15 protein-coding genes are annotated in these 19,477 nt (G+C 48.4%); 5 read left to right on the forward strand and 10 right to left on the reverse strand.

Annotated elements, in window-relative coordinates:
- The first annotated feature begins 278 nt into the window (after nucleotides 1-278).
- On the forward strand, nucleotides 279-2,282 hold the full coding sequence (locus LRP57_RS03445) for an alpha/beta hydrolase family protein (protein ID WP_231205124.1): 2,004 nt from the start codon (nucleotides 279-281) through the stop codon (nucleotides 2,280-2,282).
- 219 nt (nucleotides 2,283-2,501) lie between these two features.
- Here LRP57_RS03445 and acnA read toward each other — a convergent pair whose 3' ends face one another.
- The 3 genes from acnA to LRP57_RS03460 all read right to left on the reverse strand — a co-directional run bounded on the left by acnA (nucleotide 2,502) and on the right by LRP57_RS03460 (nucleotide 9,042).
- Entirely contained in the window at nucleotides 2,502-5,189 is a 2,688-nt protein-coding gene (gene acnA, locus LRP57_RS03450; protein ID WP_231205125.1) for an aconitate hydratase AcnA, read from the reverse strand.
- A gap of 430 nt (nucleotides 5,190-5,619) precedes the next feature.
- Nucleotides 5,620-7,044, reverse strand: coding sequence for a class I SAM-dependent RNA methyltransferase (locus LRP57_RS03455; RefSeq protein WP_231205126.1), 1,425 nt, complete (start codon nucleotides 7,042-7,044; stop codon nucleotides 5,620-5,622).
- A 45-nt stretch (nucleotides 7,045-7,089) separates the two neighbouring features.
- Nucleotides 7,090-9,042 carry an APC family permease gene (locus LRP57_RS03460; protein WP_231205127.1) on the reverse strand — a complete coding sequence of 651 codons (1,953 nt, stop codon included), beginning with the start codon at nucleotides 9,040-9,042 and terminating at the stop codon, nucleotides 7,090-7,092.
- Nucleotides 9,043-9,097: 55 nt separating this feature from the next.
- Between LRP57_RS03460 and LRP57_RS03465 the strand changes: the two genes are divergently transcribed.
- Together LRP57_RS03465 and LRP57_RS03470 are read left to right on the forward strand one after the other, a co-directional pair.
- A complete protein-coding gene (locus LRP57_RS03465; protein ID WP_231205128.1) occupies nucleotides 9,098-9,748 on the forward strand; it encodes a potassium channel family protein in 651 nt (216 codons plus the stop codon).
- 3 nt (nucleotides 9,749-9,751) lie between these two features.
- Nucleotides 9,752-10,456 carry a potassium channel family protein gene (locus tag LRP57_RS03470; RefSeq protein ID WP_231205129.1) on the forward strand — a complete coding sequence of 235 codons (705 nt, stop codon included), beginning with the start codon at nucleotides 9,752-9,754 and terminating at the stop codon, nucleotides 10,454-10,456.
- Here LRP57_RS03470 and LRP57_RS03475 read toward each other — a convergent pair.
- Genes LRP57_RS03475 through LRP57_RS03490 form a run of 4 tightly spaced genes read right to left on the reverse strand, consistent with a single transcriptional unit; the run spans nucleotide 10,375 to nucleotide 12,468 of the window.
- A complete protein-coding gene (locus LRP57_RS03475; protein ID WP_231205130.1) occupies nucleotides 10,375-11,115 on the reverse strand; it encodes a DUF3159 domain-containing protein in 741 nt (246 codons plus the stop codon). The genes LRP57_RS03470 and LRP57_RS03475 overlap by 82 nt on opposite strands.
- Nucleotides 11,112-11,510 carry a hypothetical protein gene (locus tag LRP57_RS03480; protein ID WP_231205131.1) on the reverse strand — a complete coding sequence of 133 codons (399 nt, stop codon included), beginning with the start codon at nucleotides 11,508-11,510 and terminating at the stop codon, nucleotides 11,112-11,114. The genes LRP57_RS03475 and LRP57_RS03480 overlap by 4 nt, the downstream gene beginning before the upstream one ends.
- 4 nt (nucleotides 11,511-11,514) lie before the next feature.
- Complete coding sequence (locus tag LRP57_RS03485; protein ID WP_231205132.1) at nucleotides 11,515-12,156, reverse strand: DUF3710 domain-containing protein; 642 nt, start codon at nucleotides 12,154-12,156, stop codon at nucleotides 11,515-11,517.
- A gap of 9 nt (nucleotides 12,157-12,165) precedes the next feature.
- The gene (locus LRP57_RS03490; protein WP_231205133.1) at nucleotides 12,166-12,468 is read right to left on the reverse strand and encodes a DUF4193 domain-containing protein; all 303 of its coding nucleotides are present in this window, start codon (nucleotides 12,466-12,468) and stop codon (nucleotides 12,166-12,168) included.
- Nucleotides 12,469-12,706: 238 nt separating this feature from the next.
- Between LRP57_RS03490 and sepH the strand changes: the two genes are divergently transcribed.
- Nucleotides 12,707-13,768 carry a septation protein SepH gene (gene sepH, locus LRP57_RS03495; RefSeq protein ID WP_231205134.1) on the forward strand — a complete coding sequence of 354 codons (1,062 nt, stop codon included), beginning with the start codon at nucleotides 12,707-12,709 and terminating at the stop codon, nucleotides 13,766-13,768.
- Nucleotides 13,769-13,881: 113 nt separating this feature from the next.
- On the opposite strand, the gene LRP57_RS03500 is transcribed toward sepH, so the two are convergent.
- A complete protein-coding gene (locus tag LRP57_RS03500; protein ID WP_231205135.1) occupies nucleotides 13,882-15,111 on the reverse strand; it encodes an alkaline phosphatase family protein in 1,230 nt (409 codons plus the stop codon).
- A 57-nt stretch (nucleotides 15,112-15,168) separates the two neighbouring features.
- The gene (locus LRP57_RS03505) at nucleotides 15,169-15,711 is read right to left on the reverse strand and encodes a DUF5998 family protein (RefSeq protein WP_231205136.1); all 543 of its coding nucleotides are present in this window, start codon (nucleotides 15,709-15,711) and stop codon (nucleotides 15,169-15,171) included.
- Between the two features lie 69 nt (nucleotides 15,712-15,780).
- Here LRP57_RS03505 and LRP57_RS03510 point away from each other — a divergent pair, with 69 nt between their 5' ends.
- Nucleotides 15,781-18,249, forward strand: coding sequence for a DNA gyrase/topoisomerase IV subunit A (locus LRP57_RS03510; protein ID WP_231205137.1), 2,469 nt, complete (start codon nucleotides 15,781-15,783; stop codon nucleotides 18,247-18,249).
- A 137-nt stretch (nucleotides 18,250-18,386) separates the two neighbouring features.
- On the opposite strand, the gene LRP57_RS03515 is transcribed toward LRP57_RS03510, so the two are convergent.
- On the reverse strand, nucleotides 18,387-19,430 hold the full coding sequence (locus LRP57_RS03515) for a GNAT family N-acetyltransferase (RefSeq protein WP_231205138.1): 1,044 nt from the start codon (nucleotides 19,428-19,430) through the stop codon (nucleotides 18,387-18,389).
- Nucleotides 19,431-19,477: the final 47 nt, after the last annotated feature.

The following is a 19,477-nucleotide window of genomic DNA, read 5'->3' on the forward strand; positions in this document are numbered from 1 at the left end:
TGGGATTCTAATGCCACAAAGGGCAGAATGTATCCTTCTTTTTCCTGCGGGTGATAACTGCCACTGCCTCCTCCGTATTTTTCATATGATGAATTGCCTATACCTTCTTGTTATTTTTCTGCTTTTCCCCTTCTTTGCACATACTTTTCTTGGGTCGCTGCGTATTTCATCGACAGAATTCACAGCGCTATCCCCATGCAACGCATTCAATTCAGCTAACAGTTAAACTAGAGGTGGCGTATGTAACTAATAATCGATTGTCCACACAAGGGGTTTACATGTCCCAGGTAACCGCACACTATGGCGAATGGTCTTCACCCATTACTGGCGATTCTTTTGTCGCGCGCAGCGTTTCATTGTCGCAAGTGCGTGTTGATGGCCCTGACACATACTGGGTGGAAGGACACCCGCTGGCGGATGGTCGCAATACTTTGCTCCGTCGTAATCGTTTGGGGCATACCAGTGAAGTCTTACCTTTGATTGATGGGGTGCGCTTACCTGATGTGCGTACTCGTGTCCATGAGTATGGTGGACGAGCCTATGCAGTTCATGAAGGCCTCATTGTGTTTTCAGATGGATATGATGGTCGTTTATATCGTTTTGACCGTTCTGATGCTCGTGCACGTGTTATTCCTTTGACGCCCCTTGAAGATGTCCGTTATGGCGATATTGAATTAGCTGTTGATCGCGGCTTACTTTATGCCGTGCGTGAAGATCACCGCTTAGAAGGTGAACCATCAAACTCGTTGGTTGCTATTCCTTTAGATGGTTCTGCAGCACGCGATGGATCGCATATTATTCCTGTGTACTGTGATGCTGATTTCGTGATGGCTCCGACTTTATCGCCTGATAATTCAAAACTTGCTTGGCTGACATGGAATCACCCAGATATGCCGTGGACACATAGCGTGCTCCACGTAGCATCTTTAGATTTTGAAGGCCGAATTACTACCTCAGTTATCCTTGTTGATCAACCTGATGTGTGCGTATATGAGCCTCGTTGGACTTTAAATGGTGATCTTATCCATGTTGATGATTCAACAGGATGGGCAAATCTGTATCGAACTGAAGGATTCACTTGGTTTGAGGACGAGGACGTACATGCATGGACAACTCGTTTACGTACGCGCCCTTTGCACCCAGGCCCTCAAGCATTCTCACATCCGCACTGGCAGTTAGGGCTTCATACATTCGATAATTTCGATAATGACCTGCTCATTTGCTCGTGGGCGGAAGACGTCACATGGCATATTGGAACTGTTCGTTTGGATAATGGTTTGCTTGAAGAATGGTCAACCGGGTGGTGGCCTATCGGCAATGTGGCTTCCGCTGATGGGCGCGTTGTTTTCCTTGCTGATTCAGCAACACACGCACCGGCTATTATCGAAGTGAAGGATGGAAAAACACAGGTTCTTCGCCCCTCATCTGATGCGGAAGTGGAAGCAGAGTATGTTTCTTTAGCCCAAGCAATCTCTTGGTCAACGCGTGATGGCGAACGGGCACATGGTTTCTTTTACCCGCCTGCAAATCCGAATTTTGCTGCGCCAGAGGGCGAGCTTCCTCCTTTGGTCGTTAATGTTCATGGTGGGCCTACCACATCATGTCGTCCTGGCTTGAAAGTGCCTTTCCAGTTCTGGACAAGTCGTGGTTTCGCTGTTTTGGATGTGAATTATCGAGGCTCCACAGGCTTTGGCCGTAACTACCGTGAACGCTTGAACGGGAACTGGGGTGTGATGGATGTTCATGACTGTGTGGACGGCGCACTTTACTTGGCTGAACGCGGCCTTATTGATCGTAAACGTATGGCTATTCGCGGGGGTTCTGCCGGTGGTTTCACAACGCTTGCTGCCCTGACAACTACTGATGTTTTTTCGGCAGGGTGTTCATTCTATGGAGTGGGTGACTTACGGGCTTTAGCTGATGAAACTCATAAATTTGAGTCCCGTTATGCTTTCCTCTTGCTGGGGACTGATGATATGTCTTCACCGATATGGGAGGAACGATCTCCCTTATTCCATACAGATCGTATGAGCGCTCCCCTCTTGCTTTTGCAAGGTGAGGATGACAAAGTGGTTCCCCCAAGCCAAGCTACACAGATGCATGAGGCTCTCAATACTGCACATCATCCTTCGGTTCTCAAAATTTTCGCAGGTGAAGGACATGGTTTCCGTCGCGGGGAAAATATTAAAGACGCTTGGGAAACCGAATTAGGTTTCTACGGTAGAGTGTGGGGATTGCAACCGCAGGGTACTGCTGACGTTGAGGTTCCTTATCTGTCATAAGATGGGGCATGTAAGCAAAAACCGATGAGGGAAAGGGTTGTTACTTCCCTCATCGTTGTTACACCATTCGTCAGCACTGATACCGGCTAGCATCTGATACCCGTGGGAGAAACTAGACAGGAACTGACACGGGCGAGACTCAACCTCAGCACCCGGTATCAGTGGGGGTAGGACAGCTCATTCGCTTATTGATTCCCACCCCCACTTTTATTTCGTGTCCTACTTGTCCTGCACTAGTTGACGCAAGACATACTGCAAGATACCGCCATTACGGTAGTAGTCGGCTTCACCGGGTGTATCGATACGGACAAGCGCTTCAAATTCGATGGGTTCACGCCCCTTGGCTTGTGCTAGAACGTGAACGGTTCGTGGTGTTATTCCTTCGTTGAGTGTTTCAATACCTGTGATGTCAAAGACTTCATCACCGATAAGCCCTAGCGAATCACGTGTTTCTCCTTCGGGGAATTGTAAGGGCAATACACCCATACCGATAAGGTTTGAACGGTGGATACGTTCAAAACTCTCAGTAATGACTGCTCGTACTCCTAAAAGGGATGTGCCTTTAGCTGCCCAGTCACGTGATGAGCCTGAACCATATTCTTTTCCACCAAGGACAACAAGTGGAATATCTGCTTTTTTATATCGTTGAGCTGCTTCATATACGGATACGACAGGGGCCTTCGGATCAGTAAAATCACGTGTAAAACCACCTTCTGTCCCGGGGGCTACTTCATTTCGGATACGAATATTCGCAAAGGTGCCGCGTATCATGACTTCGTGGTTACCACGTCGAGAACCATATGAGTTAAAGTCGCTTCGCTGCACACCTTGAGCCAGCAAGTATTGGCCTGCTGGGGTTTCTGGGGCAAAAGATCCCGCTGGTGAAATGTGATCTGTTGTCACGGAGTCCCCGAGTTTCAGGAGTACGCGTGCACCGTGTATGTCATTGACTGGTTCAGGAGTTAATCCCATACCAGCAAAATAAGGGGGTTTACGAATATATGTTGAAGATTCTTGCCAGTCAAAAGTGTTGCCCTCGGGTGTTTCTAGGCTGGTCCAGCGTTCGTCTCCGTGAAAAACATCAGCATATGATGCGGTGAACATTTCCCTGTCGATTGCGTAATCAATGGTTTCTTGTACTTCTTCAGGGGTTGGCCAAATATCTCGTAGGTACACATCAACGCCTTTGGGGTCTTTTCCCAGAGCTTGTGTTTCAAAGTCAAAGTTCATCGTTCCGGCTAGGGCGTAAGCGATAACCAGAGGAGGCGAAGCCAAGTAATTCATTTTAATGTCAGGGTTAATGCGGCCCTCAAAGTTTCGGTTACCTGAGAGAACAGATACTACTGCGAGGTCGTTTTCGTTCACTGCTTGTGATATTGCAGGGGGTAACGGTCCCGAGTTTCCAATGCAGGTGGCGCATCCGTATCCGACGAGGTTAAAACCTAAGGCATTGAGGTATTTCCATAGGTCTGCTTTCGTGTAGTAATCCGTGACTACTTTTGAACCAGGGGCCATGGATGTTTTCACCCAAGGTTTCGATGTTAAACCTCGTTCGACGGCTTTACGGGCAAGTAAGCCTGCTGCCAGCATGACGGAAGGATTTGATGTATTTGTACATGAGGTAATGGAAGCGATGGCGACATCTCCGTGGTTGATTCGTGTGCGTGTGCCGTCTTCAAGGATCACAGGTACGTCATCACACGATCCCCCGGGTACGTATGTTGGCAGGGTACGATTGAATGATTCTTTTGCCAAAGAAAGTTCGATCCGGTCTTGTGGACGTTTGGGACCAGCGATTGAGGGAACAACTTGCGAGAGGTCAAGTTCAAGATATTCGGAGTATTTTGCTTCACGGGAAGGGTCATGCCATAGGCCTTGTGCTTGCGTGTAGGCTTTCACTAAGGCAATAGATTCTTCACTTCGTCCTGTAAGTCGCAGGTATTCAAGCGTTTTTTCATCAATGGGGAAGATAGCTGCGGTTGAGCCAAATTCTGGGCTCATATTTCCGATTGTTGCGCGGTTGGCTAGTGGAACAGCGCTCACACCTTCTCCGTAGAATTCAACGAATTTTCCAACAACTCCGTGTTGACGCAGCATATGTGTAATTGTGAGGACAACATCGGTTGCGGTGGCACCTGCGGGTATGGTTCCAGTGAGTTTGAAGCCAACAACACGAGGGATGAGCATTGATACTGGTTGTCCAAGCATTGCAGCTTCTGCTTCAATGCCGCCGACTCCCCACCCAAGGATGCCTAGGCCGTTAACCATTGTGGTGTGTGAGTCTGTGCCAACGCATGTATCCGGATATGCCACGATTGTTCCATCGGATTCTTCGCGTGTGAAAACTGTGCGTGCGAGGTGCTCAATATTGACTTGGTGAACGATGCCTGTTCCTGGTGGTACGACTCGGAAGTTATCGAAGGCTCCTTGTCCCCAACGGAGGAATTGGTAGCGTTCCGCGTTACGTTCGTATTCGCGTTCTACGTTGCGTTCGTATGCGTTTGAGCATCCGTATACGTCGATTTGTACAGAGTGGTCGATCACCATTTCTGCTGGGGCGAGTGGGTTGATGCGAGTGGGATCGCCTCCAAGGTCGGCAACGGCTTCTCGCATAGTTGCAAGGTCAACGACGCAGGGTACTCCTGTGAAGTCTTGCATGACGACACGTGCGGGGGTGAATTGGATTTCTGTGTTGGGCGTTGCTTCTGGTGACCATGATGCTAGGGCACGTATGTGTTCCGCTGTCACATTTGCGCCGTCTTCTGTGCGTAAGAGATTTTCTGTGAGGATTTTTAGACAGTATGGGAGCGTATCTGCACCGGGCACAGCGTCGAGGCGGTAGATTACATAGTCACGCTCATTGACGGTTAGTGTTGAACGTGCATTGAATGTGTTCGTAGCTGGCATGGTGGCCTCCTCTATGCGGCATCGTGGTTTTCCTACCACATATATCTTGATATCAAGATAACCGGAGGGAAAGCAATATGCAACATCAGATAAAAAATCATCAAAAATACAGATCAGAGCATATTTGAAATCCCTACACCTACACTTGAGGATAACAGGCAACTATTAATTACGTAATACTCATGATACGGATTACCTATCCCTCAGCTATCTTCGCACATGCCCCACGACATAACAGATAGACAAAACTGCGTACAAACCCGGCACAGAAAATAATGCCGCACACTACAGAAAAGAGCATGGTAAAAATCCATAGCATCTACACCCATCTTTCTATATGCAACCGCTTCCCTACAGGGCCATTCAAAGAGGGCGTAATACTCAAGAAAAGAGATACTTTGACGCAGTAATTTTTATACACCGCAATCATTTAGGCCTTTTTCATCACACACACCGTCTCAACATGATGCGTATGAGGGAATAGATCCCATGCGCCAAAAGAAGTCACCGAATACCCGCATTCAGCTAAAGCAGCCATGTCACGTGCCCCCGCAGCCGGATCGCACGAAACCAACACCACCCGGTGAGCACCTGAAGCACCAATCGCATGGCAAATATCGCGTCCCGCACCTGCGCGTGGCGGATCTAAAACAATGACATCTGGACGTTTCTGCGGGAGCTTCCCACAAAGCTCCTGAACTGCAAAAACATCGACACTACCCACCCACGTCTGCACACGACCAGTAGGCGCACAATTCCTTTCCGCATCAGCAACCGCATATTCGTCACCTTCAACGCTCAAAATTCGAGCAGGAGGACGCTCACAACTCGCCAAAGCGTAAGAAAATAAACCCGCCCCTGAATAAAGTTCAAGAACACTTTCACCGCCATTTAAAGCTGCGCCCTGACACACAGCAGAAGCTAAAACATCAGCCCCTTCACGGTGAGTTTGCCAAAAACCTTCAGGTCGCACTCGATAATTCAAAACATGAGGAATGTCATCGCTAAAAGCCACCGGCTGGCTCATTCCAGCAGAAAAACCTGAACCACGCAGAACTTCTGGACTGCGCAAATGCACGTTCCATCTTAATGAAGAAAAATGTGCTTTATTCCCCTCACAGTCATAAACTCCACGTGGAGTAACCACAGCAATATCGCCACCGGTTGAGGCCACAACACGAATACGATCCCCTGGCTGCCACGCCCCAGCCCAACGCTTAGCTGGAGATGCAAAAAGCCCAAGATCGGAAATAGCTTCCACAGCTAAAGGCATATTCGACAACGGATACACCGCGCGACCGCGATGTTCTGTCATACCAAGCGCACCCGAAGAATCCGCAACTAATTCAATGCGTGTACGACGGCCAAGTAACGGATCATCTTCACCCCAGTCACCGGGAGCCGCGTAAACCGTATAACCACCAACCGCTTCTACAGCTTCAGCAAGAGCAATCCCCGCTATACGTCGAATCTGGCCGCGGATCACCTGTTCTTTCCATTGTCGTTGAGCAGGTACACGCACATGAGCAAGTTCACCGCCGCCAACACCTCCACGGCTAGCTTCAGGCCACACCGAAGAAACACGATCCGGACTTGCTTCAATTACCTCAACCGTATCAGCCCACGCTAAACGAGAGCGGGTACGTGTAATAACAGCCCGCACATATTCACCAGGTAAAGCATGACGTACAAAAATAACTCTGCCATCCGTATCACGTGCAACACAGGCTCCACCATGAGCTGGCTCTGCGACACGTAAAGTCACATATTGAGGGCCGGAAAGCTCAGCTTTTGCATGATTTCTCACGGGTTTCTTACGTGTATGAGGGCGAGGTACCCCTTGATGTTGTGCCATTACTTTGCCTTTACTCATATGCTGCTACAGCAGCATCTTGATCTTTTAGTTTGCGCGTTTCCACGGCACAAGCGTTAATACAGTATCGGGTATATCCATCACTGCTAAGCGAAGCGCACGAGTAATACGACGATGAAGAATACTTTCCCACCAATATTTTCCAATCACTTGAGGAAAATACACTGACAGCACTTCGTGCGGATACTGCTCACGTACTAAACGAATGTGGTCGCTCAGAAGTGCAACCATATCACGCTTAGAGGTGTATAAAATCGTCAAAGGAACCGGTAAACCAAGCTCACGCCACTGTTCACGCACAAGATCCTCCGCTGTAGCAGAAACAGCAAGGGCAACAGCTTCCACCGTGACCGCTCCAGAAGCTCGGGCCACCGCAAGAGCACGCATATGCGGCTTATCCCACTTCGAAATCAAAACAACAGCACGCACACGGTTAGGAACACGACAAGCCTCATCCCATTGATTAACATTCACTTCATACTCCAATTTCGTGTGGTAATGACGATAGGCTGCGTATATCGCGTAAAGGAAAACCACCATTGCTAAAGTTACCCACGCGCCTTGTATAAATTCTGTCGCAAGGATGACAACAAAAACAATCGATGTCAGTATAAAACCCACAATATTGAGGGATCGTGAACGCAATGTCTGCTTCCGAGCTCCGCCTGTTTGACGTTCACGTAGCTGCGTATTCCAGTAACGAATCATTGCCAGTTGTGAGACCGTGAGAATAATAAAAGCCGCAACCGCGTACAGATGAATAAGCGTCGCAAGATTTGCCTGTGTCATAACGACAACAACACCTGCCACGCAGATCAGAAGCATCCACGCATAGGCACCAGAAAAACGACTATAGCGATGGTGCCAGTAAATAGGCATACACCCTTGAAGTGCTAATACAGACACTTGAGATGTCACCGTGTGAAACACCATACGTGCCGCTAAAAAAAGAATCGATATCGTAGCAATCACCACAATGAAAGTCCCCAGTGTTTGCGGGCCAAAAACTCTATGAGCAACCTGCATAATCACAGGAATACGTGCCTTTTGGCTCACTGCTTCACTCAGCGGATAGGTTCCAGACGATTCGACAGTAAGAGGTGAAATAAGGCGATCACCATATTGTGATACACACACAAGAGCGATAAGTAAAAGCCCCGCACATGCCGCGATCTTACTTAATGAACGTGCCGCTCGAACAGATTGAGGACGAGGGAACCTATACACGTCATAGGAGAAAGTCTCCGCGCCTGTCATCACCGTACACCCTAAAGAAAAGGCACGTAAAAGCAGGATATAACCGGCAAGTCCCACACTAACAGGAGCCTCATGAATTTGAGGAGGAACAGCAACAAAGACCCCTTCCCCAGAAGCTGTCAACAGTTGAATACACCCTGTAATCAGCAAAATCACGATAATCGTCACAAAAAAATATGTGGGGATTGCCCATAAAGCACGCATTCGGTGCCTTTGACGTGCGTGTATCGCGGCCAATACGCATAGCATCGCACACGCAACATAAACATGTTTACCCGCAAGAAATGGGAAAAGTGAAACAAAATATTGCGCAGCCGACGCAACCGAAACAGACACTGTTAAAACACAGTCAATAATGACAGCCGCTGCCACCAATATCCCCCACGAAGGACCAATATTCGTGTAGGTGACCTCATATTCACCACCTCGCGGGTAGGCGTACATACTATGGCGATATGACATCACTACAAGTGTGAAAACTAGGGCCACGCATACCGCTACTCCCACAGAATGTGAGAGAGAAAATACGCCACCACCTGTGAGGGTCATTAAAATTTGATCGGGAGCATAGGCCAATGAGGACAAAATTCCCGCACCACATGCCGCAGCAGCAACACGCTGAAAAGGTATGTGCCTCTTACTTTCCTCCTCTGTGAAATGCCTATGAGAAGTAAAAGGCCATAAGGCTACGGCACGTTTCATATTGGCAACAAAATGCAACACGGAGTCCAGCCTAACGCGAAAAAAGGAGTAGGTTTAATCTGTGCACTTTGTAATCATGGGATGTGGGCGTGTTGGCGCCCTACTTGCGACCACTCTTGACGCTCAAGGACATTCCGTCGCTGTTATTGATTCTGAGCCAAAAGCCTTTGCTCGCTTGCCTCAAGATTTCTCTGGCCGTAGGGTCACGGGCCTTGGAATGGACCGTGGAGCACTACGACAAGCAGGTATTAAAGACGCGTACGCTTTCGCTGCCGTCTCAAACGGTGATAATTCAAATATCATCGCCGCACGTGTCGCACGTGAAACTTTCCATGTGGAACGTGTGGTCGCGCGTATCTACGATCCTACACGCGCCCTCGTGTATGAGCGTTTAGGTATTCCAACAGTTGCTACGGTGCAACGTACCACCGAGTCTGTTCTGCGGCGTTTACTCCCCCCCTCAGCAGCTGTCACATGGACTCATCCCACTGGCATGGTTTCACTGGTAACAGCTACTCCCATCACCTTGTGGTGCGGTGTGCCTTTTTCTGTCGTTGAGGACCTCACAGGGGAACGTATTGCTTTTGTTTCGCGTCTAGGCTCTGTGATGCCTGCTCGTCCTGACATGGTTATTCAAGAATTCGATCAATTATATTTCGCTGTTGAAGGCCAAGATGCCTCGCCTTTACGCTCAATACTTACTCGCGCACCGCAGCTGGAGGTTTAACTCATGCGTATCGTTATAGCTGGTGCTGGTTCTGTGGGACGTACCGTTGCTTTAGAACTTATTGATCGTGGCCATGAGGTCACACTCATTGATAACGCGCCCGATCAGATCCGGGTGGCTTCTGTTGCTGACGCAGACTGGGTTTTAGCAGATGCGTGTTCTCCTGATGTTCTGCGTGAATCTGGTTTAGAACAAGCCGATGTTTTAGTTGCTGCGACAGGTGACGATAAAGCAAATCTTGTGATTTCGTTACTTGCAAAAACAGAATTCGCAGTCCCGCGTGTCGTAGCCCGCCTAAATAATCCAAAAAATGAATGGCTTTTTGATGGTGCTTGGGGTGTAGATGTCCTAGTATCCACTCCAAAAATCATGACTGCACTAGTCGAAGAAGCAATCAGCGTGGGAAGCCTTGTCCGCTTATTCACTTTCACAGCGGCCAATGTTGCTATGTATGCCCTCGTGCTACCAGAAAATTCACCGACTATCGGAAAACGTGTAGGCGATATTGACTTCCCACAGCATGTTGTTCTCTCTGCAATACTACGCAACGATTACCCGTTGTCACTGGGCTCAGATGACGTATTAGAAGCTGGCGACGAGCTCCTTTTGCTTTTACCTGAAACAGGTCAGGAAGTACGTGAACATGTCATGTCGCTATTGACTGTTCCTTCACTTTCAGACTCTGAAGATTCTTCTGAATCCGAATGAGGAATAACCGGCGCTAAAAGGAGCCACGTTCCCCAAGCGGCAACAGCAAAAAGAGGAAATCCTAGAATAATTTTTACTATACCAAGCTCAGGTACTTTGCCCCAGAACCACAAGGGAAATTGGACCCAGAACCTCACTAAGAATACTGCTGCCCACATCCAGGTGGCTACCCATACACGACGGCGTAAAGACGCGTAATTTTCATCTGACCACCATGTGCGCGGCAGAGAATACATGTAGCCGATAAAAATACCAATAAACGGACGTCTCATAGGCATCGACAGAAGAAGAATGGCCGCAAAAAAGGCTGCCGTTACCAGACCTGCCGCGAAAAAATCTTCACCACGTCCTGTCCAAGAAGCCCAAAATACGCCAACAGCAACCCCACCTACTGTTCCCGGCAACGATTTCAGCATGGATTGTTTTTGCACCAAACGGATCACACAGAAAACCACAGCCAAAGCCGCAGCTGCGATCAATGCGTATTTGACGTGACGGGTAAAAGAAAAAATAGCGATAAAAACTGCTGCTGGTAGTGAAGATTCCAGCATTGCCCGCCATCCACCTACAGCTTCATACCATGAAAAAGAATCGGAACCGAGTTGCCCAAAAATTCCGGACTTCCCTCGCTGAGCTAATCTCTGTGGGGTGGTATTCATAGTTTCTCCGCAGCAATAAGACGATATACAGGATTAATAATCACATGGTGACTATTACTTATTCCTACGACACCTTCAACACGTAGACGAATGCCTACACGTATCCCAGGAATATTTTGACGACCAGTCCAGGCTAATTCAATTGTCCCCGTTGAGTCACACAAGGCGGCGCGTAAAACAGTGGGGCTGCCTGCAGGGGAATAAGTTATTGAAACTACTGTGCCATAAAGTAATACTTTTTGACGAGGACGTATATGAGCAATCCTTTGCGCTTCCTCAGGAAAGTCACACACATGTCCGAAACGAGGCTTACGCGACGCAAGAGGCAGCTGATTTCCTTTACGAACCTGCTGAGTACGCCGAGCCAAAACTCTGCGTTTAAACACGTTGAACACGAATTTACTCTGCTACTTCGCGCGGCATATGTACAGGCAATGACTCTAAACGCGCACGTGGTTTGTCATCGCGGACAACAACTATGCGGTCAATAAACTTTTCAATCTCTGCCATTTGCGCGGGAACATTCACAGCAGGACCAAGTATGTCAATACGCGCAAACCATCGAGGCCCTTCACATCCAATGATACGCATATGTGATTGCGCACTACCGCCATCGGGCATCTGCGAGGGAACTACTGTCCGTAACTCCGTACCATAACGGCCTTCAGACTCAGTAGCTTGTGCTCCTTCGGCCTGAAATGCCTCAATGATCTGTTGGCGTATTTCCTGCCACACGCCCCCTGATCGAGGAGCCGCCGCAACACTGATCTGAAGCCCTGAATTTCCCAAGAACACCAAAACCCTCAGGATAGTGTCTGTACCTTCAATAGCTTGAGACTGAATTTGCATACCTGGGACAACGGGAAGCTGTAAAGATCCCATATCAACATAACCCACAGAAAAATCCACTTCATTCTTACTGCGTGGTCCTGGTTGGTTCCAGATAGGATCCTCGTCTAGTACAGTGGGCCGACGAAATTCATCAGCAGCATCATTGTGGAATTCTGATTCTTGCGCTTTTTTCTTGCGCGAAAAAAACATCACAATGCCTCAGATAGCACATTCGGTGCATACCGGCTGACCTGAATCATCGGTGTATGCAAGCTGAGAAGTGTGGTGTACAAGGAAACACTGAGAGCACGTAAATTCATTTTCTTGGCGCGGCACCACATGGACTGTCAGTTCTTCTTTCGAGAGATCAGCACCAGGCAATTCAAAATTTTCCGCCGCTTCATTCTCATCTTCATCCACATTTGCCGAACCCACATCATTGCGACGCGACTTCAGTTCCTCAATGGAATCCTCAGCGACCTCGTCCTCATTTTTTCGTGGAGCATCGTAATCGGTAGCCATACCTGTAGTCCTTCCCGTCAGCACGAAACAGCATATGCTCGTGGGTCGTGTAGCGCAGGAAAGATACCATATTTTTAAGCGAACAGAAAATCCGTACCTTATTTTGATAAAAAGTAACACTCATTTACGCCATTTTTTAGTCTCAGCGCAGGCGATCATCGACACGCTCAGCTCAAATACCCTACTATCTGTCTTTTTCTGAAAGAATCTGTGGGAATAGTCTGTGGGAGGTATCCAATTGATTGAGCTGGACCTACTCGGCGTGGGAGCAGATGGTCAGACACTTGTCTTTACCGACGCCCAAGGAGAACGCTACAGCGTTCCGATCACTGATGAGCTGCGTGGATCCGTACGTCGAGATCGTCCGCATCTGGAAGCAATTCCCTCCCCCAGTTCATCCCCGTTACGTCCTAAAGACATTCAGGCCCTTTTACGAGCAGGGGCGACAGCTCAAGATATCGCCCACGAACACGGGCTTGAAATTCAGCAAGTCCTGCGCTATGAGGGACCTGTGCGAGCCGAGCAAGAGTACGCGCTCACACGTGCGCGGCAATCCCGTATCGGTAATGAAGCGGACTCCCCCATCATGGGAGAACTTGTTGTTGACAGGCTAGCTGCCCGAGGCGTGGATGCACATTCACTGGTATGGAGTGCCCGCCGCGAAAATCAAGCTCCCTGGCAGATTTGTCTCACATTCATACAAGGTGCCAGCGAACATGGTGCGCACTGGACACTTACCTCATCTGGCACTGTTGAAGCAATAGACCAAGAAGCACAGTGGCTCACAGAAACTGTCACCCAAACACCTTCATCATCAATTTTTACACCGCTGACACCGGATACATCACGTAGCACTGAGGACTTGCGTACTGAAGATCTACGCGCACGTGATAACCTCATCGATCAACTAAATGCAGTACGCGGAAAACGCCAACCTATCGAATTTGAATCAGATGACGACGAGTTGATTCAAACCGATACTTTTGATGAGCCGACACCTGTTCCTCACTCACAGGAATCATCCATTTCTGCGCAAATTTACTCTTTAACAAATGCTCGTTCAGCACCGCCAGAGCACAAGCCTGAGGACTCCTCCACGCAACCTGAACAGGTGGATTCACCTGTAACGCTGACACATACTGAAGCTGAGCCTCCTATCGATGCACCAATAGATGATCTTTTGCCCGGAATGGAAACTTTAAGCGCAAATATGCCTTCCGCGGAAACTCCAAAGAAAAAATCAAAACGCCGTTCAGTTCCCTCATGGGATGAAATCGTTTTCGGGTCTAAAAACTCATAAACACAGCCACTTTTCACGCTCAGTGTCTTGATTGGCTCATTCAGTTTTTCTGTGTGAAGTATTTGTGCGCATAGCAGGAACGTGAATACTAAAAATCTTTTTTCTAGGCTCTTTCATGCTAAACGAATGACTGGAATATGCATCTCCGCAGATGTTAAGGACCCATGCACTCCCGTCAGATTTCTTGCTTGCTCATTTTGTGTACGCGAATCCACGATGCCGCCTCTGCCTCGTGAAAAAACAACAAAATCACCTACCTGGTCTTTACCGGGGCCTTCCCCTATAAGATCAGTGATATTTTCGGCAGGAACAATCCATGCGCGCTCTCCCAAGAATTCAGACCAACGCTCGTATGTTTCCCGCTGCGTCCCTGATTGGCAATGCACATGAACAGCTCGTGTTTCCCCAGCAACAATCCGTACAGATTCACTCAAAGCCGCAATCATTGAGCAATCAATCAGATTCTTTTGATCGACATTAACCATGCCATGATCGGCTGTGAGCAACGCGCACGTATCTGAAGGAATCTGACGCAAAAGATCCGACAGACCCGCATCAAAATCTTCTAAAGCATGTGCCCACTCATATGAGTGAATCCCTTTTTTATGTCCCACATGGTCGATGTCTGACCAATACAAATAAACGACAGGAGTACCCGCACGCAGTTCTCGGACTGCTTCACTACAACGCTGTGCCCACGTAGAAGCCGGCACATGACGTGCTCCGCGTAAAGCAGCCCGTGAAAGACCTGAACCGGAAAAAGTAGCCGGAGTGATAACGACGCTGTGACATTCGTACTCAGCGAGACGAGAAAAATATGGTGTGACGGGCTGCCAAATGGAAGGGTCGATTCCTTCACGGAAAGCAAGCAGATTCATTACTTCATCATCAACAGCCACAGAATATCCGGTCATGCGAGTACGCCCCGGCTTTTCCCCTGTCGTGAAAGCTGTGATAGCCGCAGCAGTGGTCGAGGGAATGACAGTGTGTGCCTTATATGTTGATGAACGTAGCGAACGTAACGTCGGCGCATGACCATAGTGAGTGCTCAGGGCCTCATAACCTAAACCATCCACCATAATCAGCAAAATACGTTGCGCCTTATCGCATCCAATACGGGCCGTAATATCCGGTAAAGCACCCGGTAAGTTCGGGTCGAGCGCAGCAATTGCAGCTCCAAAAATCTCTGTCAGTTGCAGGTCTTTTTCACACGGAATACAGGCATCCTCATACTGTGAAGGCAAGTTCAAGGCAGGTACTTCCCCTATTTTGGCGGATTCAACCGTATCGAACGTAGCACTTTGTTTTTGCGAGTTTTCCTTTGCCAATGACCTATTTGCCATATGAGTCACTGTATTCGTCTCCTCCTGCTTTGTCGCCGCACAACGCGAAATGACACGTTACCTGTTATTTTGCTTCCGTGCGAGAACTAAAGCTATCTGGTCAGCAAAAGTTTGAGCATTTTCAAGGGCTTGCGGGCCATCAGCGGCCTCAGATACACGAATCCTGAGTTCTTCTTTTGTTAAAGCTCCAGAAAAACCATGTTCACCTAAGCAGGGTGAATCTGCACACCGAGTAGGCGCTATGTCAATGTATTGGCTTTGCCCTCCCTCAAAAGAAAGAATGATCTCTGTTGCGCCTTCACCATGGTAAGGACGTTCGATGACTTCACTTATTTTCATATGTGTTAAAGAATCCAACGCATACACAACTGTAGAAACACGTGCTATACCTTCATCATATTCATGAACATGTAAGTGAACAAAAACCGTGTCGCTCAATGCCATGACGCTCAAGTGACGGAAAAACTTACCTTCATGAAAATCAGTATCAAGCTGGTGGATCAGTGCTCGCGCCTTTGCTCCGCCTAATGCCCGCTCTAAAGCACGGCTCACAATTTCAGGAAAGAATCCCCAACTCTCAATATGTTTTCGTGTATTCATCCCTCACATTGTGTCCGTAACCGGCGTGGGAATCGAAGCAGAATACCTCAACATGTGGACAATTAATTTATGCGTACACAAGAACAGCCTTTACCGCTTGAGAACGACGCGAATATCCGCGAGATTGATGTCTCTGACGAGATGCGCACAAGCTTCCTTGAGTACGCCGTATCTGTTATTCATGCCCGCGCTTTACCTGATGCCCGTGACGGACTGAAACCTGTCCAACGGCGCATCCTTTTCCAAATGGACCAAATGGGTCTGCGTCCCGACAAAGGACATGTGAAATCACAACGTGTCGTTGGTGAAGTCATGGGTAAACTCCATCCGCATGGTGACTCAGCTATTTACGATGCCCTTGTACGTTTAGCACAGCCTTTCAACCTGCGTGTTCCCCTTGTCGATGGTCATGGGAATTTTGGTTCTCTTGACGATGGTCCCGCTGCTGCACGTTACACAGAGGCACGCCTTGCCGGAGCAGCGATGGATTTAGTAACAGATCTAGATGAAGATACCGTTGATTTTGTCCCAAATTATGATAATCAATTCATGCAGCCAGAGGTTCTTCCCGCTGCTTTTCCTCAGCTTTTAGTCAATGGTGCTTCCGGTATTGCTGTCGGCATGGCAACAAATATTGCCCCCCATAACCTCGCAGAAACAATCGCTGCTGTATGTCATCTGCTCGCGCATCCTGAAGCCACAACTGAGGACCTTATGCGCTTCATTCCGGGCCCTGATTTACCTGAAGGAGGAGTCATCGTCGGCCTTGAAGGGATAAAAGAGGCCTATGAAACAGGGCGCGGTACTTTCCGTACACGAGCAAAAGTCACCATTGAACGTGTCAGCGCACGACGCACTGGTCTTGTGGTAACAGAACTACCCTACATGGTTGGACCCGAAAAAGTCATTGAAAAAATTAAAGAAAATGTGTCTTCAGGACGATTAAAAGGTATTTCAGCTGTCCGTAATCTGACAGATCGTATCCACGGGCTGCGACTTGTCATTGAAATTAAAAACGGCTTTAATCCTGAAGCTGTCCTACAACAGCTCTATCAGCGCACACCTTTGGAGGATTCTTTCGCAGTGAATGCGGTTGCCTTAGTTCAAGGACAGCCACGCACGTTAAGTCTGAAAGAAATGCTCAGCGTTTTTCTGGATCACCGTCTCACTGTGACCCGCAGACGCTGTGAATTTCGTTTATCAAAGAATCGTGACCGTCTGCACCTTGTTGAGGGGCTCCTTGTCGCTGTCCTTGATATTGATGACGTTATTGCAATTATTCGTTCCTCAGATAACGCAGAACTTGCTCGTACCCGTTTAATGACGGCATTTGATCTTTCAGAAACTCAAGCACATCATATTCTTGAACTGCGTTTACGCCGCCTCACAAAGTTTTCTCGTTTAGAACTTGAAAGTGAACGTGATGAACTCAATGCTCGTATCGCTGAGCTGGAAGAAATCTTAGGCTCGCAAGACTTACTCAATGAGTGTGTGAGTACTGAATTACGCGAGGTCGCCGCACGTTTAGGTACTCCACGTCGTACTTTGCTTTTAACGAGTGCAGGCGGTGAGGGTATTTCTGCGGCAACAGATGCAACATTGGCAGCTGCTTTACCTGCTACCGGACGAGGTGCACGCGGTTTAGCTTTAGAAATTGCCGATGAGCCCTGCACTGTTGTTTTATCGGCTTCGGGGGGCCTTGCCCGCATTGAAGGCAATGACCCTATTGAAGTGGGTCCGCGAGCCAGTCATGATGGTTGGCGCTCTCAGATTCCATCTTCGGTTCGATCACAGGTCGCAGTTGTAACCGCTGATGGTATTGCACACCGTATTGATGTTGTTGATTTACCTGCTCTGCCCCGTTTTGACACAGGTTTGTCTTTAGCGGCAGCAACTCCTGCTTCACTGCTTGTTCACAGTGACCATCCTGCCGTTGGTTTATTTGATCCTGAAAGTAACGCAATTATTGCCATGGGAACAGCCCGCGGCACAGTTAAACGTTTGAAACCTGATGTTTTACAACGCGACGAATGGGAAGTTATTTCTTTAGATGAGGGTGACTATCTTGTAGGTTTTGATATCTGTACTGATACTGATGACCTTGTTTTTATTACCTCTGACGCGCAATTATTACGCACTCCCGCTGCGAAAGTGCGCCCTCAGGGACGCACTGCATCTGGAATGGCTGGCATGAAAATATCAGACTCAGCGCTTGCTCTTGGTTTTTGGGTGGTTTCTGCTCCTGATGAAGCTGTAGTTGTAACAGTTGCGGCAGCTGAAGGTGCTTTACCTGGTACGGGACAAACTACTGTGAAAGTTACACCTTTTTCTGTTTTCCCTGCGAAAGGTCGAGGTTCCCAAGGCGTACGTGCGCATCGTTTTTTGCGCGGCGAAGACCGTTTAGATATCGCTTGGGCAGGATCGCATTATGCGCGTGCAGCCAGCGCAGATGGCTCCCCTGTTGAGCTTCCTGCACAGGATGAACGACGTGATGGCTCGGGGACTCCCTTAACTTTTGCAATTTCCACTATCGGATAGCTCCGCCTACTGTCCTGTTAATTGACGCATAAAAAAAGATAAGCGTATAAGCTCATTTCTCGGAGGGATACTGACCAGGCTTTCTCTTTATTGTTGTGCGTATAAGAATACAAGCCACGTACAGGATATTTATGTTTTTATATTTCAATGGCGTATAGACGCGATTGCCCGACTGTGCGAAAACCCAGGTAGTCATATACAGCCAGAGCACCTGAATGATTTGCTGATCCGATACCCACGCCTATACGTTCCATACCATTTGCAGCCTGAGCCCGCATAGAAGCGACAACTAATCCCTCCAGCACATGTGAATGACGATATTCTTGATCTACGCACATCTGATCAATATATCCTTCACGCCATCCCAATGCGATCCAGTCCTGCACATAACGTGAGGCCATGAGGAAACCTGCCATACGCGGACGGTCACCCCGACGATCTAAAGCAACAAATGACCATTCAGGAACAAAACCTGTACGCCCCATCAGCCATTGTTTTGAGGTCAAGGGTGGACGGCCCCACTCTTGTTCAGAAATACGATTAGCTGTTATACGAGCGGGTTCTTCCCACTGTTCAGCCCACGGTTCGATACTGAGCCACGGGCCAAGATCAGATGTATGTGGAATACTATTCAAGTTCGCACGTAGTTCATAGTAGGTGCGTGCCCAGTGGAATCCTCGTTGTTGTAAGTGTTGTTCGTGGTCTTCTTGTCCGGCTTCCACCACAGCCACAATTTGAGCAGAACCCACCCCATCATTTTCAGCAAGTAAAGTTCGCGCAGTCAGTTCCTGCCATTCCACAAGGGATCCTCCTAAACCGATAGAGCGGAAAGAAGGGTCCACACCACCTTGGCATACACATTCAAGATGACCCGGATTACGTAGGGTCACCTGAGCAAAAGCAACCATACGTCCTTTTGCCATGCCTTTTGTCGCAAATCCAGCAACTCCACGCCACAGTACAGTTGAATTCAGCATCTCAGCGACTTCTTCCGTGGATGTACGGAAAGGAGGATTGTCACGCGCTTCAATACGAGCAAATAAGTTAGCTAATAAGTACACATGTGAAGCTGTCAATTCATGCCATTCAACCCCGTGATGTGAAGGTGGGAATGGCACTGTTTCCGGTGCTCCTGCTCGCACAGACAGCGGAGGTAGGCCCGTCGATGACGCTTCTGACATATGTTCCTTTCTCATAGCTTAGATAGCGTGAATCATTTTAATAATGA

This window comes from Schaalia sp. lx-260 (genome assembly GCF_021083645.1).
Lineage (GTDB): Bacteria > Actinomycetota > Actinomycetes > Actinomycetales > Actinomycetaceae > Pauljensenia.

What these genes read in the sequence shown, in the direction of transcription:
- LRP57_RS03505 (WP_231205136.1), bottom strand. Translation starts at nt 15,711, where the DNA reads ATGAATACACGAAAACATATTGAGAGTTGGGGATTCTTTCCTGAAATT.
- LRP57_RS03490 (WP_231205133.1), bottom strand. Translation starts at nt 12,468, where the DNA reads ATGGCTACCGATTACGATGCTCCACGAAAAAATGAGGACGAGGTCGCT.
- LRP57_RS03475 (WP_231205130.1), bottom strand. Translation starts at nt 11,115, where the DNA reads ATGAATACCACCCCACAGAGATTAGCTCAGCGAGGGAAGTCCGGAATT.
- LRP57_RS03470 (WP_231205129.1), top strand. Translation starts at nt 9,752, where the DNA reads ATGCGTATCGTTATAGCTGGTGCTGGTTCTGTGGGACGTACCGTTGCT.
- LRP57_RS03455 (WP_231205126.1), bottom strand. Translation starts at nt 7,044, where the DNA reads ATGGCACAACATCAAGGGGTACCTCGCCCTCATACACGTAAGAAACCC.
- acnA (WP_231205125.1), bottom strand. Translation starts at nt 5,189, where the DNA reads ATGCCAGCTACGAACACATTCAATGCACGTTCAACACTAACCGTCAAT.
- LRP57_RS03510 (WP_231205137.1), top strand. Translation starts at nt 15,781, where the DNA reads ATGCGTACACAAGAACAGCCTTTACCGCTTGAGAACGACGCGAATATC.
- LRP57_RS03500 (WP_231205135.1), bottom strand. Translation starts at nt 15,111, where the DNA reads ATGGCAAATAGGTCATTGGCAAAGGAAAACTCGCAAAAACAAAGTGCT.
- LRP57_RS03445 (WP_231205124.1), top strand. Translation starts at nt 279, where the DNA reads ATGTCCCAGGTAACCGCACACTATGGCGAATGGTCTTCACCCATTACT.
- LRP57_RS03485 (WP_231205132.1), bottom strand. Translation starts at nt 12,156, where the DNA reads ATGTTTTTTTCGCGCAAGAAAAAAGCGCAAGAATCAGAATTCCACAAT.
- LRP57_RS03515 (WP_231205138.1), bottom strand. Translation starts at nt 19,430, where the DNA reads ATGTCAGAAGCGTCATCGACGGGCCTACCTCCGCTGTCTGTGCGAGCA.
- LRP57_RS03465 (WP_231205128.1), top strand. Translation starts at nt 9,098, where the DNA reads ATGGGATGTGGGCGTGTTGGCGCCCTACTTGCGACCACTCTTGACGCT.